General features: G+C 35.3%; 16 protein-coding genes, 1 pseudogene, 1 riboswitch and 1 other annotated feature. Of the genes and pseudogenes, 5 read left to right on the top strand and 12 right to left on the bottom strand.

Going from position 1 to position 17590, the window contains the following annotated elements:
* Positions 1 to 4 precede the first annotated feature (4 nt).
* The 3 genes from polX to zapA form a co-directional block, all read right to left on the bottom strand.
* Positions 5 to 1726 carry a DNA polymerase/3'-5' exonuclease PolX gene (polX, locus tag DES48_RS08190; protein ID WP_113868359.1) on the bottom strand — a complete coding sequence of 574 codons (1722 nt, stop codon included), beginning with the start codon at positions 1724 to 1726 and terminating at the stop codon, positions 5 to 7.
* Between the two features lie 85 nt (positions 1727 to 1811).
* Positions 1812 to 2363 carry a CvpA family protein gene (locus DES48_RS08185; protein ID WP_113868357.1) on the bottom strand — a complete coding sequence of 184 codons (552 nt, stop codon included), beginning with the start codon at positions 2361 to 2363 and terminating at the stop codon, positions 1812 to 1814.
* On the bottom strand, positions 2356 to 2631 hold the full coding sequence (gene zapA / locus DES48_RS08180; RefSeq protein WP_079708316.1) for a cell division protein ZapA: 276 nt from the start codon (positions 2629 to 2631) through the stop codon (positions 2356 to 2358). The genes DES48_RS08185 and zapA overlap by 8 nt, the downstream gene beginning before the upstream one ends.
* Before the next feature lie 126 nt (positions 2632 to 2757).
* Here zapA and rnhC point away from each other — a divergent pair, with 126 nt between their 5' ends.
* Positions 2758 to 3693 (top strand): ribonuclease HIII, encoded by a 936-nt coding sequence (rnhC, locus tag DES48_RS08175; RefSeq protein WP_113868355.1) that lies wholly within the window; start codon positions 2758 to 2760, stop codon positions 3691 to 3693.
* 41 nt (positions 3694 to 3734) lie between these two features.
* Here rnhC and DES48_RS15895 read toward each other — a convergent pair whose 3' ends face one another.
* The 5 genes from DES48_RS15895 to DES48_RS08155 form a co-directional block, all read right to left on the bottom strand.
* A complete protein-coding gene (locus DES48_RS15895) occupies positions 3735 to 3878 on the bottom strand; it encodes a hypothetical protein (protein ID WP_170126185.1) in 144 nt (47 codons plus the stop codon).
* Positions 3879 to 3926: 48 nt separating this feature from the next.
* Complete coding sequence (locus DES48_RS08170; RefSeq protein ID WP_113868353.1) at positions 3927 to 4106, bottom strand: hypothetical protein; 180 nt, start codon at positions 4104 to 4106, stop codon at positions 3927 to 3929.
* A 179-nt stretch (positions 4107 to 4285) separates the two neighbouring features.
* The gene (gene pheT / locus DES48_RS08165) at positions 4286 to 6712 is read right to left on the bottom strand and encodes a phenylalanine--tRNA ligase subunit beta (protein ID WP_113868351.1); all 2427 of its coding nucleotides are present in this window, start codon (positions 6710 to 6712) and stop codon (positions 4286 to 4288) included.
* A 23-nt stretch (positions 6713 to 6735) separates the two neighbouring features.
* Positions 6736 to 7770, bottom strand: coding sequence for a phenylalanine--tRNA ligase subunit alpha (gene pheS / locus DES48_RS08160; RefSeq protein ID WP_113868349.1), 1035 nt, complete (start codon positions 7768 to 7770; stop codon positions 6736 to 6738).
* Positions 7771 to 7822: 52 nt separating this feature from the next.
* Positions 7823 to 8057 (bottom strand) — a binding site (T-box leader).
* 102 nt (positions 8058 to 8159) lie between these two features.
* Positions 8160 to 8900: a TrmH family RNA methyltransferase gene (locus DES48_RS08155; RefSeq protein WP_113868347.1), complete on the bottom strand. Its 741-nt coding sequence runs from the start codon at positions 8898 to 8900 to the stop codon at positions 8160 to 8162.
* A 111-nt stretch (positions 8901 to 9011) separates the two neighbouring features.
* Between DES48_RS08155 and sspI the strand changes: the two genes are divergently transcribed.
* From sspI to DES48_RS08140, 3 genes are all read left to right on the top strand, one after another.
* A complete protein-coding gene (sspI, locus tag DES48_RS08150) occupies positions 9012 to 9227 on the top strand; it encodes a small acid-soluble spore protein SspI (RefSeq protein ID WP_113868345.1) in 216 nt (71 codons plus the stop codon).
* 91 nt (positions 9228 to 9318) lie between these two features.
* Positions 9319 to 9927: a lytic transglycosylase domain-containing protein gene (locus DES48_RS08145; protein WP_113868343.1), complete on the top strand. Its 609-nt coding sequence runs from the start codon at positions 9319 to 9321 to the stop codon at positions 9925 to 9927.
* Positions 9928 to 10286: 359 nt separating this feature from the next.
* Positions 10287 to 11237 carry a GGDEF domain-containing protein gene (locus DES48_RS08140; RefSeq protein ID WP_170126184.1) on the top strand — a complete coding sequence of 317 codons (951 nt, stop codon included), beginning with the start codon at positions 10287 to 10289 and terminating at the stop codon, positions 11235 to 11237.
* A gap of 71 nt (positions 11238 to 11308) precedes the next feature.
* Here DES48_RS08140 and DES48_RS16600 read toward each other — a convergent pair.
* Together DES48_RS16600 and DES48_RS08130 are read right to left on the bottom strand one after the other, a co-directional pair.
* Positions 11309 to 12592, bottom strand: a pseudogene (locus DES48_RS16600) (histidine--tRNA ligase).
* A 324-nt stretch (positions 12593 to 12916) separates the two neighbouring features.
* Positions 12917 to 14983 (bottom strand): methyl-accepting chemotaxis protein, encoded by a 2067-nt coding sequence (locus DES48_RS08130; RefSeq protein WP_113868339.1) that lies wholly within the window; start codon positions 14981 to 14983, stop codon positions 12917 to 12919.
* 205 nt (positions 14984 to 15188) lie between these two features.
* Positions 15189 to 15272, top strand: a riboswitch (cyclic di-GMP riboswitch).
* Between the two features lie 348 nt (positions 15273 to 15620).
* Between DES48_RS08130 and DES48_RS15890 the strand changes: the two genes are divergently transcribed.
* Entirely contained in the window at positions 15621 to 15773 is a 153-nt protein-coding gene (locus DES48_RS15890) for a hypothetical protein (protein ID WP_170126183.1), read from the top strand.
* Between the two features lie 84 nt (positions 15774 to 15857).
* On the opposite strand, the gene DES48_RS08125 is transcribed toward DES48_RS15890, so the two are convergent.
* Together DES48_RS08125 and DES48_RS08120 are read right to left on the bottom strand one after the other, a co-directional pair.
* Entirely contained in the window at positions 15858 to 16943 is a 1086-nt protein-coding gene (locus DES48_RS08125) for a M42 family metallopeptidase (RefSeq protein WP_113868337.1), read from the bottom strand.
* Positions 16944 to 17009: 66 nt separating this feature from the next.
* Entirely contained in the window at positions 17010 to 17495 is a 486-nt protein-coding gene (locus DES48_RS08120) for a dUTP diphosphatase (RefSeq protein ID WP_113868336.1), read from the bottom strand.
* Positions 17496 to 17590 lie beyond the last annotated feature (95 nt).

Genomic DNA, 17590 nt, shown 5'->3' with positions numbered 1-17590 from the left:
ATTTTTATCGTTTGCTCTGAAATAATTGACGTAACTTTTCTACTGCCCACGTATTAATTACCGTATCTTTCTGTAACCAACCTCTTCTTGCTACACGCACTCCATCATCCATAAAAGCAAGTGATCCTTCACTATGTGCATCTGTATTTATCGCAATGTTAACTCCTTGCTCTTGGGCTTGTCGTAACCAAGGTGCTGCCAAATCGAAGCGGTTTGGGTTTGCATTTAACTCTAACACTGTACCTGTTTCTTTGGCTTTTTCAATCAATTGTTTCACATTAGCTTGATAACCTTTTCTCCTACCAATAATTCGTCCCGTTGGATGGGCAATCAATGTGATATATGGGTTTTCACATGCATGAAACAGTCGATGCATAATTTCTTCTTCTGTTTGATTAAAGCTAGAATGGATCGCCCCTATCACGTAATCCATTTCTTGAAGAAATTCATTGGCAAAATTCATGCTACCATCAGGTAGTATGTCCATTTCCACTCCACAGAATATTGTGATATTGGGATACAAGGGACGTAACCGTTCAATTTCTTCTCTTTGCTTTCGCAACCTTGTTTCGTCTAATCCATTAGCAACTTTTAAAAATTTTGAGTGATCGGTAATTGCGATATAAGCATAACCTCGATTGACTGCTGCTTGTACCATTTCTTCTACAGATTGAGCACCATCACTCCAGGTTGTATGCATGTGTAAGTCACCTTTTATATCAGCATGTTTTATTAAAGATATATCTGATTCAAATGCTGTTAATTCTCCTGCATGTTCACGTACTTCAGGCGGAATATACGTAAGGTTAAAATGATTAAAAAATGCTTCTTCTGTCTCAAATGTTTGGACTTCGCCTGTTTCACTATTCTCCACACCATATTCACTAATTTTTTCATTCTGTGCTTTCGCCCGTTGACGCATGGCAACATTATGATCCTTAGAACCTGTAAAGTGATGGAGTGTTGTCGCAAACTCTTTTGGCGCAACTATTCGAAAATCAATTGATACATCATAATCTTCAGCTACGATGACGGATACTTTTGTGTTCCCAGCAGCAACAACTTCTTTTATATTATCAATAGCTAATAAAGCTTCTTTTACCAAACTAGGTTCAACACTAGCGATAATGAAATCTAAATCTTTGACTGTTTCTCGCATACGTCTAATACTACCAGCACGAGAAAAACGTTGGACAGATTCTAATTCTTGTAGGTAAGCTTCGATTTTATCTACTACAGGTAGCATAGCTGCAATCGGCAAACGGTCAGGCTGTGAACTAGCTTCCTCAAGTGCTTTTAAAATTTTTTCACTTGTTTTCTTACCGAATCCTTTTAATTCGGCTACTTCTCCACTGAGACAAGCTTCTTTAAGTGTGGTAGCGTCAACCACATTTAATGCTTGATATAGCTTAGCTAATTTCTTTCCACCTAAGCCAGGTATCTGTAGTAAAGGAACTAAACCAGTAGGTATTTCTTGCTCTAGTGCCGTTAATGTGTCCGATTGTCCATTGGCAATGTATTCCGTGATAACAGATGCTGTACCTTTTCCAATGCCATTTATTGCAGTGAAATCATCTATTTCTGTTAATGAGCGGTTGTCTGCTTCCAATCCTTGGGCCGCTTTTCGATAAGCTGCAATTTTAAAGGAATTCTCTCCTTTTAACTCTAAATAGATAGCGATTGTTTCTAATAAACGTATGACATCTTTTTTATTTATTTTTGACATATTGTTATCCTCCGGTCTTTATTCAGTAACGAAAACCCTTGCTTTTATGATACGCAAGGGTTTTCGTTTCCATATACAATCAGTATTATTTCAATAAACTAACAACATGTTCAAACCATAGCGTTTTAATTTGTTGTGATAAGATAGGTGTATGCTCGATGATAAATTGAGCAACTGAAGAATTTCCTATTGCTTGTTGCACCATTCCAAGTGGAAGGAGTGCAGCTATGTAAAGGAAAACGAATAACACAAAATAAGCTTCAATAAAGCCTAAAACTGCACCTAGGATTCCGTTAACAGAGTGAAGGATCGGTAATTCTGCGACAAAATCAAGCATGGAACTAATGATACTAAGAATAATTTTAACACCAAAGAAAAGAATCGCAAAAGCAATCGCATTATAAAAAGCAGCTTCAAGTGGTAAAGTATCTAAGAATACTGCCCATGACTCCCCTTCTGGTAATTCTGGATAAGGAATCCACATCGGTAAATGTTCCGACAGTTTATCATAATAAAGAGCCGCTACAATAAACGCTACAATAAATCCTATTAGGTGAAACACCTGTAAGATAAATCCTCTCTTTAACCCTCGTAGTATACCTAATAGTAAAATAGCTAGTAATAAAAAACTAATCATGGTCCTCTTTTTCCTCTTTCTGTTTTATTGAATTTTTCAGCTTGTCAAATTCTTGTTGTAATTTTAAGTAATCATTCATGGTATTGACAGCAGTTAATACTGCCAATCTACTTGTATCTAAACTTTTATTTACATCATGAATTTCGCGCATTTTTTCATCAACTAAACTAGCGACCAATTTTACATGATGTGCATTTTCTTCCCCTATTATGGTATAGGTTTTACCGTATATGTCAACGGTTATCCGTGTTTTATCAGATCGGGACACGATACTACCCCCTCAATTCTATCAAATCCTAAACTTAATATTAACATGAACGAATTCATTTAGGAAACTATTCTCAATGGTTTTCTTTTGCTATACTAAATCTATCTTATCAAAGAAGGAGTTATTATGGGACAAATTGTGTTAACATTACCATTATCCAAAATTGAAACAATGCAACAAGCTTATCAAAATCAGTTGAAAACAGCCCCACAAGGTGCTATCTTTGCTGCTAAAACAACCACAAGTTCAATAACAGCTTATCGATCTGGAAAAGTGTTATTTCAAGGAAAACAACCGGAAGTTGAAGCGGCAAAATGGGGAAATATCGATACTCCCCTTCCTAAAAAACAAACAAAAGCGAAAAAAGCGCATGCCTTCTCTCCTAGCAACACGCTCTTTCAACAATCCCATATTGGTTCTGACGAAGCTGGTACCGGTGATTATTTTGGGCCTATTACCGTTTGCGCAGCTTATGTAAAAGACTCACAAATTGAACTGTTAAAAGAATTAGGTGTAAGGGATTCTAAGAACTTAACAGATGACTCCATTCGTGCTATCACAAAAAAATTATTACAGCTAGAATTGCCATATTCACTTGTTGTTCTACATAATGAAAAATATAATCAATTACAAGCAAAAGGTTGGACACAAGGGAAGATGAAAACGATGTTACATCACCATGCAATAAATAAGTTGCTAACGAAAATAGCTCCTACAAAGCCTGCAGGTGTACTTATTGACCAATTTTGCGAACCACATGTTTATGAGCGGCACTTAAAATCAGAAAATGCTACCATACAAGAAAATGTTTATTTCTTAACAAAAGCAGAAAGTCATTCAATCGCTGTTGCTGCTGGTTCTATTATTGCAAGAGCTAGCTTCGTTAAGGAAATGGAGAAGTTATCAGATAAAGCAGGATTTAACTTACCTAAAGGTGCTTCTGCAAAAGTAGATCAATCAGCTGCTTATTTAATGAAGAAACAAGGAAAAGAGAATCTCCAATTTTTTGCGAAAGTACACTTTGCAAATACAAAAAAGGCCGCAAAATACTATAAAAAATAAAAAAGCTACACCACTATATACAAGGCTGGGACAAAACAAAATTAGAAGAAGCCGAACATTTTGAACGTCCCGGCTCTAGCTGCTTCAATTGCAACGTTTAATGCAAGTAAGTATGTTTGTTCAGAAATACTACTAACATCTGACTTGCCAGTAGAAATTTTCTCTACAGTAGCATTAGTTGTCACAATATTTTCTTTCAACAAAAGCGGCAAAGCAAAATAAGCATCTTTTTCTTAATTATTTATATCCACTTGCAAATACGATATAAATGCATTTCCAGCTAACGCTTCTTGAAAATTTGTTTCTTCATTACTGTTTTCATTTTCATCAGCACTATTATAAGTTCCATTACCAATGGTATCTGCAAGACTAATGGATACATACCCCTTTAATATAGTATATACGAGCTTCATTTTTGCATTAATTGACTTCTTCTTGATGTCCCCATTTTTTGTGTAGTTTTAACTAATTACTTTTTAATCAACCTATTATAGTTCTTTTTGCTTCAATCTAAGGGTCTGTTTTCTAAAATCCATAAAAGCCTAACGACTATTTAGTCATTAGGCTTTTATAAAATAATTGTATTGGGTTTTCAACCTCTTAACACTGCTTGATGCTGTTCTTTAACCACATGTAAGATTGATTGATAGGATGTTTCTACTTCATCATCAGTTAATGTACGTTCTGGGTCAAAATACAACAAGCGGAAAGCTATTGATTTTTTGCCTTCTTCTAAATGCTCTCCTTGATAAAGGTCAAATATAGTAACATCTTTTAATAGTTTTCCTGCATTGTCTTCAATGGTTTTTTGAATATCACCAGCTGCAACTTCATCTGCTACCTCTAAAGCAATATCACGCGATACTGTAGGGAAACGTGGGATCTTTGCAAAACTTGGTTCATTTTCAAAATGAACCAGGATATAATCTAAGTCTATATCAAATACAAATGTATCTTTTAAATCGAACGATTGTTGTAGTTGTGGGTGAACTTGCCCGATAAACCCAATGGTAATGTCATTTACTTTTACTAATGCTGTACGACCCGGGTGCATACCTGCTATTTTTGTTGCTTCAAAGCTAGCTTCCACATTTAACTTGGCAAACAACCCTTCTAAAATTCCTTTAATTAAGAAAAAGTCTGCTTGTTTCTTTTCTTGCTGCCAAGGATGCGTGAGCCACTCACCCGTTAGAGCTGCTGCTGCACGTAATTTTTCTTTTGGTTGCTTGGTTACTTGTTTTTCGGTAGAAATAAATACAGTTCCTAATTCATAGTAACCTAAATTCATTTGCTTACGAGCTACATTATAGGATAATGAAGCTAGCATTTCCGGTAGAATGCTGAGACGAAGTGTGCTATGTTCTTCGGTCATTGGCATGGACAATCGAATTGGATTCACTGCTTCTTGTTCAATTTCAGGACTAACTAACATGGTTGCACGTTCTGTTGTCGTTAATGAATAGGTGATTGCTTCCATTAATCCAGCACTTTCAAAATAATTTTTTACGTAACGTTTTAATGCTTGATGTTTCGTTAAACCACCAGCCTGTGCTGCTCCTTGCGGCAAGGTATATGGCAAGAAATCATACCCATAAATTCGAGCAACTTCTTCTAACATGTCTTCAAACATCTGAATGTCTTGTCTTCTGGTCGGAATCGTAACAACAAATGCATCATCTTTTTGTTCATAGTTGAATCCTAGTTTTTTTAGAATGACCGACACTTCATTGTCTTCCAATGTAGTACCAAGTCTTGCATTTAAACGTTCTGTTGTTATCGTTACTTGTTTTTCTGATTTATCCAATTGATCAAAAATAGCTGGTTCGCTTAATACTGTCCCATTTGCATAAGTATGCAACAATTGACACGCACGAAGACCTGCTTGATGAACACGATTAGGGTCCACACCTTTTTCAAAACGAACACTAGACTCACTACGTAACCCATGTGCCTTGGAAGAGATCCGCACCATCTTTGGATCAAAATATGCAGCTTCTAATAATACGGTAGTTGTTGTCTCAGATACTTCGGAGTTTGCTGCACCCATCACACCCGCTAAAGCCGTTGGTTCTGATCCATTTGTGATTACTAGTTGATCTGGTGTTAATGTACGTGTTTCATCGTCTAATGTAATCATCGTTTCATCTTTTTTAGCGCGTCGTACTACCACTTGGTTGGAAGCGAATTTATCAAAATCAAATGCGTGTAGTGGTTGCCCATACTCAAGCAAGACATAATTCGTAATATCAACCACATTATTGATCGGACGAACACCTGCAGCCATCAAATAATTACGCATCCATAATGGAGATGGACCAACTTGTATATTCTCAACAAGAAAAGCACCATAATATGGATTTAGCTCAGGAGCATCTACTTGAACAGCTACTTTATCATTCGCTTTGACTGGACTTGTTTCCATTGATGTATCCGGAAGCTGAACTGGAACATCTAGGATAGCAGCTACCTCATAAGCTACACCTAACATACTTAGCGCATCAGAGCGGTTTGGCGTTAAACCTAGTTCTAGAATTGCATCTTCTAGATTCAACAGTTCACTTACATTTGTACCAACTTCTGCATCGCTAGGGAAGACGAAGATCCCATCAGCTACATCTTTAGGTACGTATTTCTCTTCCACACCCAATTCTTGTAAGGAACAAATCATTCCATTTGATTCAACACCACGTAGTTTTGCTTGTTTAATTTTGAAATCGCCTGGTAAAACGGCTCCAGGTTTAGCAACAGCGACTTTTTGACCTTGTGCAATATTTGGTGCACCACAGACAATTTGTAAAGTTTCTTCTCCAACATTTACTTGGCAAAGATTTAATTTATCTGCATTTGGATGCTGTTCACAACTTTCCACATACCCTACAACAACGTTAACAATTTTTTTAGCAATATATTCAATGCTTTCTACTTCTATTCCCGTTTTTGTAATTTTATCCGCCAATTGTTCTGGTGTTGATCCTTGTAGATCAACATAATTTTTCAACCAATTTAATGAAACTAGCATGTTATTCCTCCTTCAAACGTTCGTCACGCTTTATGATATTGTTTTAAAAATCGCAGGTCATTTGTATAGAAATGACGAATATCATCTACACCGTATTTCAACATCGCAATTCGTTCTGGCCCCATACCAAAGGCAAATCCACTATATTCTTTCGGATCATAGCCGGCCATCTCTAATACGCGCGGGTGTACCATGCCGCCGCCTAAAATTTCGATCCAGCCAGTTCCTTTACACACCGAACATCCTTCCCCATGACAAACTTTACAAGAAATATCCATTTCAACCGATGGCTCTGTAAATGGGAAAAAGCTTGGTCGTAAGCGAATTTCTCTCTCTTCACCAAAAAATTGTTTGGCAAACTGATTAAGGACACCTTTTAAATCACTCATGCGCACATCTTTATCGACATACAATCCTTCAACTTGAGTGAATTGGTGGGAGTGAGTCGCATCATCGGTATCACGACGATATACTTTTCCTGGACAAATCATTTTTACAGACTTATTGCCTTTGTATTCGCCCATTGTTCTCGCTTGTACTGGTGACGTATGGGTACGTAACAATAACTCTTCTGTAACATAAAAGGAATCTTGCATATCTCTTGCTGGGTGATCTTTAGGTAAATTCAACGCTTCAAAATTATAGTAATCTGTTTCCACCTCTGGTCCTTCTCGAACTTCAAAACCCATTCCAATAAAAAGGTCTTCAATTTCCTCAACTATATGGGTTAATAAATGTGGTCCTCCGACAGCAACTGGACGCCCAGGTAGAGTAACATCAATTGTTTCTGCTTCTAGCTTCTTATCTAATGCTAGTTTTTCTAATTGTTGTTTTTTCTCATCTAATTGGTTCGCAATTGTCTCTCTCACCTTGTTTGCTAGTTCACCAATAACCGGACGTTCTTCCGGAGACAACTTACCCATGCCTCGAAGTACTTCCGTTATTGGTCCTTTCTTCCCTAAATAGGAAACACGAATCGATTGTAATTCGTCTAATGTTGTCGCTTCTTTTACTTTTGCTAAAGCCTCCTGTTGCAAGGCTTGTAATCGCTCTTTCATTCTAAAACCTCCTAGAACTGTTTTTTTACAATAAAAAAAACCTCTGTCCCTAAAAAGGGACGAGGCTTTGATCGCGGTACCACCCTTGTTGACAAAACATTCTTTGCCCACTCTATCATTGATAACGGGAAAATCCCGGTAACGTCCTTACTTGCTTAGACAAGGTCCCGAACGCCAGCTCCAGAGTGAAATTTCAATTTTACACCGATGAAAAAAGCTTTCAGTCTAAGGCTTTTTTTCCCTATCCATGGCTCCGTAAAATTTACTAACTCTTTCTATGCTTGTTTATATTTATATTTTTGCAATTTTGCACTAATTGTTCAAATTTCTCTTTATATTATAGAAAAGGAAGCAGTAAGATGCAACTGTTTATCAGAAAATGTTTGAAATTAGTTACTTACGATTTGATAAAGCATAATGCCAGTTGCTACACTTACATTTAATGATTCTGCTTGCCCATAAATCGGAATATGTACGCGTTGATCAGATTGTTGTAATAACGAAGCTGAAACACCCGCTCCTTCATTACCTACAATCAAAGCAATTTTTTCTGAGACATCTAATTGATTGATTGGCTCAGCTTGTTCTAATGTTGATGCCCAAATGGATACACCTTGCTTTTTCAAATCTTCAACTGCTAGCGCTAAGTCACTTTGAACAATTGGTAAATGAAAAATTGACCCTTGTGAAGCACGGATTACTTTTTCGTTATATAAATCCGCTGTCTCCGCACCTAGTATAATACCAGAAAAGCCCGCTGCATCTGCTGTTCGTATCATGGTTCCTACATTACCAGGGTCTTGAATCGCATCTAATAATAATAAGCGATTTTTACTTGCAAGGGTTCTTTCTTTCATATGTACAACAGCCATAATACCTTGAGGCGATTTTGTATCGGCTAAATGTTCCATGACATTATCCGACACAGTTACGACTGCGATGTCTTTAAGGTCTATCATCGATTCTACACCTGTTTGGATGATAATTTTTTCTACTGTATGCTGGCTATTGATTGCTTCTTCCACTAGGTGAGCACCTTCAACTAAAAATTGTTGAGCTTGATCCCGATATTTTTTTTGTTTTAACTTTTTCCATTGTTTAATCGTTTCATTCTTAACCGATGTTATCATATTTATCATCCTCTTTAGGTTGCTTCTGTTTTATCATACATACTTTATAGGGAAATGGTCAAACTATGAGAGAAAAACGGTCTGTCAAAAATTATTGTTGAGGTGAATAAAATGGATTTAAATTTACGTAAAGCTATTTTAGCTAATGTGTCGGACAATAACAAAGAACAATTAGAAGCAACGATTATTGATGCCATTCAAAGTGGAGAAGAAAAAATGTTACCCGGTTTAGGCGTTTTGTTTGAATTGATTTGGAATGAATCTAGTGAATCTGAAAAAACAGAAATGTTGGACGCCCTAGAACAAGGGGTAAAACAAGCGCATTAACATATAATTCCACTTATAAGAAAAGGATTGCCAATCCTATCTTTTTCGGATAAACTATAAGTAAGATTATAGACGGAAATGAGGATCTGCAATGGATATTCGCTTGATACAAAATATGATGAAAGCACAGGCTATGGCTAATTTCACCCAAGGTTCTACTATCCCTACATCGAATGGTTCTATGTTCCAAGATATGCTGCAGATGATGCTTTCAAAACAATTTCAACCAGCAACTACGTCTTCTATCCGAAGTCAGTTACAACAAGGTGATCGTATCACGAATCAAGCGCTATATCGAACTATCTCACCTGTTCAGTCCAATTTAGGGACAGATGTCCAAAGCATAATTGATGAAGCTGCTAATAAATATGGAGTAGATCGTAATTTGATTTCAACAGTTATTAAAACCGAATCTAATTTTGACCAACATGCAGTAAGCCATGCTGGTGCACAAGGGTATATGCAACTGATGCCTAAAACTGCAGCTGGACTAGGTGTTACCGATCCTTTTGATGCGAAGCAAAATATTTTTGGTGGGACAAGCTATCTAAAACAAATGCTGAATCGTTATAATGGAAATACATCTCTTGCACTCGCAGCTTATAATGCTGGCCCTGGTAATGTAGATAAACATGGAGGCGTCCCACCTTTTAAAGAAACACAAAACTATGTGAATAAAATTATGACCCAATATGTGTAATTAAAAACACTAATTACGCTTTTTGAGATAAAATGCTGAAACTACTTTTGTTTCAGTATTTTTTTGTGACATTATGAAATTGGTCTTAGTTATAATTTAACATCTCCGGTTCTTAAGAACTGTATTTTACATTAATTTAACATTAAATCAATACTTTATATGTATAATAAACTATAAAATAAGTAGAGAATTATTAATTAAATTTTAATTTCATTCGTAATGTATTTTCATAACTTTTTCAAAGTTTCCTGCTTTCAATATGAGAGATTAATTATGCTATAAAAGTGATAGTCCTAATTAATTTATTTTCATGTTTTTCTGCTATTTTAGCATTTGCTAATAGAATGGAGGTCAATATATTGGGCATTGCAATTGGTGATATCGCAGAGTCCACTTTACAAGTCACTCGTAACACAAAAAACACATTTATTGATGAACATTTCCGTGCAGACCCTGATTGTCAAGGAATTGTCGTCGTTGAAGATGATCGTCCAATAGCTCTCGTTACTCGAACTTTTTTTTATCAAAAATTAGGTTCTTTATATGGTTATAACCTATTTATCAATCGATCTTCATCACTATTAATGAAAACAGATATCCTCTGCTTTTCGTATGAAACATCCATTATCGAAGCAAGTGAACAAGCGATGGATCGAATGAATGCTGATCTATATGATTACATAATCATTACGAAAGATGATAAATACTTTGGTATTGTTACCATCCGCTCATTGTTGATGAAATTTGCACAAATTCAATCTACCATTGCTTCTTCCAAAAATCCATTAACACAGTTACCAGGTAATCCTCTGATTGAAGAACACTTAAATAAACTACTATCTGAAGAAAAATATAGTGTTTTATATATCGACTTAGACCAATTTAAAGCTTATAACGACTTATACGGATTTGCTAAAGGTGACCAAGTTATTCTCCAAACCGCTGAAATTTTAAGAAAGAATACCACCAATGGTTTTATAGGACATATCGGTGGAGATGATTTTATCATCATTCTGCCTGATTGGAATTTTGAATCTTTAGCAGAAATGATTATTGAACAATTTAATTTACTAATTGCCAAAGTATATAAAAACGATCATTTAAAAAATGGTTACGTGATTACAAAAAATCGAGCAGGAATTCCTGAAAAAACTCCACTTGTTTCTATTTCAATTGCGGTAGTGAACAATAAAAACCGAGCATTTTCTAGTGTTGAAGAAATAGTAGATTACGCAACAAAAATAAAAAAAGAATGCAAATCTATCAAAACTAGTTGTTATTTAACGAATGACCTAGTTAAATGCTTATAAACACTAAATGGGAAATAAGGAAAGGGTCTCCTTCCAGAAATCTTTTCTTTATTTTTTGAAGCTACTTAGAATCAATGAAACGTGTATGCCTCCACGCTTTCTTTCCCAGTGGTCATATCTTTTATCGTGATTTGGTTTTGTTGTACTTCATTTTCTCCAATGATAACCACGTTTTGAACGTTTTCCTTGTTTGCTTTTTCGAGTGCCTTCCCCACTTTATTAATTCGCATTTCTATTTCAACTTTATATCCTTTTTTTCGTAAATCCTTTGCAACGAGTAAGGCCTCTTGTTTTCTCGTTAAAGGTACTACATAATAGTCAATTTGATTACCGTCGATATTTGATATTTTCACTTGACTCAAAATGGTATATATAACATCTAATCCAAAGGAAATACCCACTGTTGCAAAGTTTTCATTTGTACCTAAAAAGCCACCAATTGCGTTATCATATCTCCCCCCACTTCCAATACTTGATTTCATCATCTGGTTCATTAGAAATATTTCATAAATAGTACCTGTATATATTTCTAGTCCTCTTGCCAAAAACGGATTAAAAACACACTGGTTACCAATGTATAGAAATTCCAAATAAGATTGTAGCTCTCTTACTTCTGCTAATCCTTCTTGTATTTCTTGATTTTGATTTGCATAACAGTCAAAAAAAGAGAGTTCTCTGTTCTTTTCCTCTGTTAGAAATAATTGAATTGCATTAATTGCAGCTATAGTTAAGGGCAAATCCTTTAATTCAGATATTACACCATCTACTCCTATTTTCTCAATCTTATCCAGTATTAAGATGGCTGGGTTGATATGCTCAAGTTTCACCCCAAACAGATTAAGCATACCGGTTAATAGTTTTCAATTATTGTACTGAATAGTTATGTCTAACTTTAGGCGTTCAAAGGCATCTATAGCCATTTGCATTAATTCTGCTTCTGCTATCTGCGAATCGATGCCAACAATATCAACATCACACTGAGTAAATTCACGAAATCTACCTGCTTTAATTGGTCCGTCGCGAAATACTTTGCCAATTTCATAGCGTTTGAATGGAAGTTTTAAGGTTGGATTCATTGCCATTACTTTCGCAAACGGAATAGTTAAATCATAACGGAGGGCTAGATCTCTTTCGCCTCGATCGGTTAGTGTATACATCTCTTCTAAAATTTCTGCACCACCTGCATACTTAGAAGCAAGTAACTCTGTATAATTTAAAATAGGCGTTTCTATTGGCTTACATCCATATTGAATAAACACATCTTCCAATGTTCTTCTAACATCTCTACGAATTAGTTCTGCATTGGGTAGGTAATCTTGTGTTCCTTTGACATTTTGATAATTCATTTTTTTCAATTTCTTTTCCTCCTCGCTTAGTCAAAAATAAAAACCGCACTTGAGTTAAGTGAAAAACTTAAGTCAAATGCGGTTCATGAAAAATAGCCTTCCTATTCACGATCAAAAAATAAAAATCGGATAGCAAAGCTAGCGTGTATGATGATGTAATTGTGCAAACGATCTAAATAGAAATTTCATAACGTTCACCTCTAATTTTACGTTACTATGGCACAACTAAACTTTTAAATCAAACGATAAGATTGGAGAAGTTATATCTATAACATCAACACCAACTCTTGCTAAATAGCAATAGCCGGTGTTGTTCATTGGAAGTATCTATTTTTATTCAGATTTCTTTAGTTTGAAAAAATCAATTTTTTGCTTCATTTCATTTGTCATGTCACCAAGACTTGAAGCGGACGTACTAACTTCAACAATGGAAGCAGACATTTCCTCTGCGGAAGCTGAAATTTCTTCCGCAGAAGCAGCTACATCTTCTGAGATAGCACTTGTTTCTTCCAGTTCTTTAATAATACGTGCTTTTTCTTCTTGAATTTCTTTTGAAGAAGCTTTTGTTCTTTGGACTTTAGGTGACATTTCTTCTACAGCTTTTACAATCTCTTCAAATGATTGGATAGTAGCATTAATCTGCTCCCGTTGCAATAGAAGTTCATTATTCACTTCATCTGTAGATTGGACGACTTTATTGGTATCCTGAGACACACCTTTAATAATCGAATCAATTTTCTCAGATGATTCCCTGCTTTTTTCTGCAAGATCTCTAATTTCACTTGCAACAACAGCAAATCCTTTACCTGACTCACCTGCTCTAGCTGCTTCTATCGCAGCATTCAACGAGAGTAAATTCGTTTGATCAGCAATTGAATTGATTAATTCAGTCATCTCGTTAACATTACTGATATTCGTTTCTACTGATTTTACGCGGTCAATCAGTGCACTAAATGTTTCTGTTAATGTTTCGAATGCTTTTGTCATTTTATTCATTTCTTCTTTACTGCCATTTGCCATAGATAAAATAGCACTTGCACCATTATCTACGTCATTAATCGAATGATCCATAATAGTTAATCCTTCATCAAATTGTGCAACTCTTTTATTTACACTTTGTAATTTCTCATGTTGTGTAGTTGCCCCCTCTGCTACATTAGATATTGCGGTAGCAACATTCTCTGAAGTCGCACTCATTTCTTCTGAGAAAGAGGAAAGATTTTGTGCGTGATCATCAATAAGTAGCGCATTTGTTTGGAAATTCTCCACTACATCTGTTAAATTCGTCTGCATTTCATACAGTGATTTTCCAATATCACCAAGTTCATCATTTCTAGCCAAGTCCCTTTCTTCAAAGGTATTATCCAACCCGCCTTCTGCTACAACTTGCGCTATGCCACTATATTTTTTGGCTGTTTTACTCATACGTCTCGCATAAATCACAATTACAAACGTAACAATCGCAATAGCTAATACACTTGAAATAATAAATGTAACTAATAAATCATTCGTACTTGCCATTAAATTTGCTTGACTAACACTAATAGCTAGTTTCCAATTCGTTTCTGGAACGTTTATATAATAGAAATAATAGGTTTCTCCATCAACCGTATAAGTCGTATCACCTGTCTCATTTGCTATCATGGTTTCTCCAGCTTCTGCAAACGAAGTGTTCTTATCTTGTAACACATTCTCTTTGATTAAACGCGAATCATCTACACCAGCCAGGAAAGCTCCATCATGCTGGACTAATAACGCTCGTCCGTCATAATCAATATTACTGGATGTAATCAATTCTTGAATACTGCTAATATCAATATCTACAGTAACAACTCCCATTTGATCTCCATTTGGTTGATAGAATGGGTAAGCTGTGGTTACCATCGTAACATTTGTTGAGGGATCTTCATAAGCTGCTGTCCAACCACCATTTTCTTCAGAACCAACTTGGTACCATTCTGTTTCCCATATATTCAAATCACCTGTTGTATAGGAATCGTCCAATACAACCTTTTCGCCATCTTTATGTGCAAATGGGGCATACTTTTCTTTATTATTAAATTCATTCGGCTCAAACCATACACCCATTCCAAATGTTTCATTATTCATCGGAATAAAGTTTTTTAATAAAGTGTTAATACCATCCTCAGTTAATTGACTTCTTTGCGACTCAATTGTTTTCGCTAAACTTTTAGCCGCGCCTTTTTCTTTTTCTAAGATTGTAATAACTTCTTGTTCTATCTGTTTAAGTTTTGTATTCATTGCATAATCTAACTGATCATCAATAATGTTTTTGGAAAAAACATAACCAATTGCTGATATAGTTACTAGAGCAACGACTACAATAGGAATAATAAAAGAAATTAAAGACTTCGCAATACTTTTTTTACGCTTTTTCATTTTCTGCCCCTCTATTCATGATGTATTTGTATCTCAATAATAGTATCGGACTAGAGCAGAATTATTTAAGTAATTCCCTTTATAAAATAAACATATTTCGACATAAATCGACTTAAGTTACACTTTTTTTATAAACAAAAAACAATGCAAACAATATGAAATAAATGTAAGATACTTCTTTCAAAGATAATATTTAAAATTTATCTTATGATAATGGCAAACGTATCGAAAGGTAGGGATGCAAAACAACAGGCCTAAGGAAAATTGCTAAGGTAGCTGGGTTACCATTGAGACGAATTTATTCATTTAAATTCACTTTTTAAAGGTGTTTTTTTATGAGCAAAATTCTTAATAAGTTAATTTTTTGATAAATAAATAGCAAAGTGGAGAGTGACGTTATGAAATTAGCTTTAAAGAATACCATTATTATAAGTATTTTAATTACAATATCCATGATAATTATATCTATATTTGGTTATATAAAAGTAAAAGAATACTGTATAAAAGAGTTGAATCGCAAGCTTACGAGCAACTTAACTCGGTAAAGCAAATATAGATATCTGGATAAAAGGTAAACAAGAAACAATGAAATATATGGAAGAGACAGATGATTTAAAACATTGATGGAGAATTTAAAGTGACCAATGTTGAATTAACGAGATACAGACATGTTGTAGCTTCCTCCTTTGAGGAACAATTAGCATCTATTGAAGACATAACAGCATTAATTGATAAAACAGCAAGATTAGCTGAAGAATTAAGTCAGTTATTACAGAGGTTTAAGCTATAACCATTTCATTTAATCAGTATAATTTTTCATAAGTAAAACCCTCCAAAAATTGGAGGGTTTTACTATTTTTATCCAAATGAATTATTAGGAAAAAGTAATTTCTTTAACTTTATCTGCATCTAAACCTTTGATTACTTCAACAATCAACTTCACCGCATTGTCAAAATCATCTTCATGAATGATAGCAGCATGAGAATGAATATATCGCGTTGCAATCGTAATTGATAATGCTGGGACACCATTTGCTGTTAAGTGAATAGAACCTGAGTCCGTGCCACCACCTGCAAGGCTTGCGTATTGGAATGGAATATCGTTTGATTCAGCTGTTTCAACAACAAAGTCACGAACACCTTTATGGGAGATCATAGATGCATCATATAAAATGATTTGTGGTCCATCACCAAGTTTACTGTCTGCATCTTTGTCAGAAATGCCTGGTGTATCTCCTGCAATACCCGTGTCTACTGCAAATCCGATATCAGGCTTAATCGTACTAGTTGCTGTTTTTGCTCCACGTAAACCTACTTCTTCTTGTACAGTACCAACACCGTAAACAACGTTTGGATGCGCAGCACCATCTAATTGTTTTAGCACCTCAATAGCAATAGCGCAACCAATTCGATTATCCCACGCTTTTGCCATCAACATTTTTTCATTGTTCATTTGAGTAAATTCAAAATAAGGAACTACAGAATCGCCAGGACGTACGCCGAATTCCTCTGCCTCTTCTTTGCTAGAAGCACCAATATCAATAAACATATCCTTAATTTCATATGGTTTTTTACGTGCTTCAGCAGACATGATGTGTGGTGGTTTTGATCCGATTAAGCCAGTGATATCACCTTTGCTTGTTTGAATGGTCACACGTTGGGCAAGCATCACTTGACTCCACCAACCACCGATGGTTTGGAAATACAAAAATCCGTTGTCATCAATACGGGTGATCATAAAACCAATTTCATCTAAGTGGCCTGCCACCATTACTTTTGGTCCGTTTTCTTTTCCAACTTTCTCAGCGATTAAGCTTCCCAAGTTGTCAGTGTAAACTTTAGTGGCATATGGTGCGATGTGTTTTTTCATCACTTCTCTTGCTTCCGCTTCATTACCAGAAATCCCTTTTGCATCTGTTAACTCTTTCAGCATTGTTAATTTTTCGTCTAATTGTGTCATTATGTATTTCCTCCCTTTCTAATATCTATTATAGCGCTATTTTTTGACCATTTGCAAAACTTAGACTTAATAATTTTGATCTTGTCTCTCGAAGTTTACTTCATTTTTATCAATATATGCTTGCATGATCGCATTTTCCGAAAAACCTAGTGCTTGTCCTAAACAAATAAATACACCAAATAAATAGCGATAGTTCGCTTCGTTAGTCTCTGCTCTAAATGTTTGAACGGATTGATATAACTCAAGAAATAATGATGTTGTATCGCCGTCTATAGATGAAATAGTAACTACGTCCATTTCTAAACCTTGATCAATTCCTAGTGATAAAATAAAGTGCAATCCATCAACATATTCCTCTAGTATCACGTTTTCTTCACTAGCTGCTTTTTTACTCCAAAATTTAAAACAACGTGTTTCATTGGCGAGCTCACCTATCTCGACTAGTAATGCTAGTACTTTCCTATCAAATAACTCATTGGCCACTAATTGATGGTTGTTTTGAATATACGTATCTAATTGCCGTTGCATTTGAAACAATTGTTCCCAGTTCATTGTTATCCCCCTTGGATTTCAAACTTTTTTTATTATAACATGAATAATTTTATTTTATTGAAACTTATCGTTATAATAATTCGTATAGTAAGGTG

Source organism: Paraliobacillus ryukyuensis (assembly GCF_003315295.1).
In the GTDB taxonomy this organism is placed as follows: domain Bacteria; phylum Bacillota; class Bacilli; order Bacillales; family Amphibacillaceae; genus Paraliobacillus; species Paraliobacillus ryukyuensis.
Note: the sequence above shows the minus strand (reverse complement) of the source record. Positions and strands in the feature narration are given on the sequence as shown.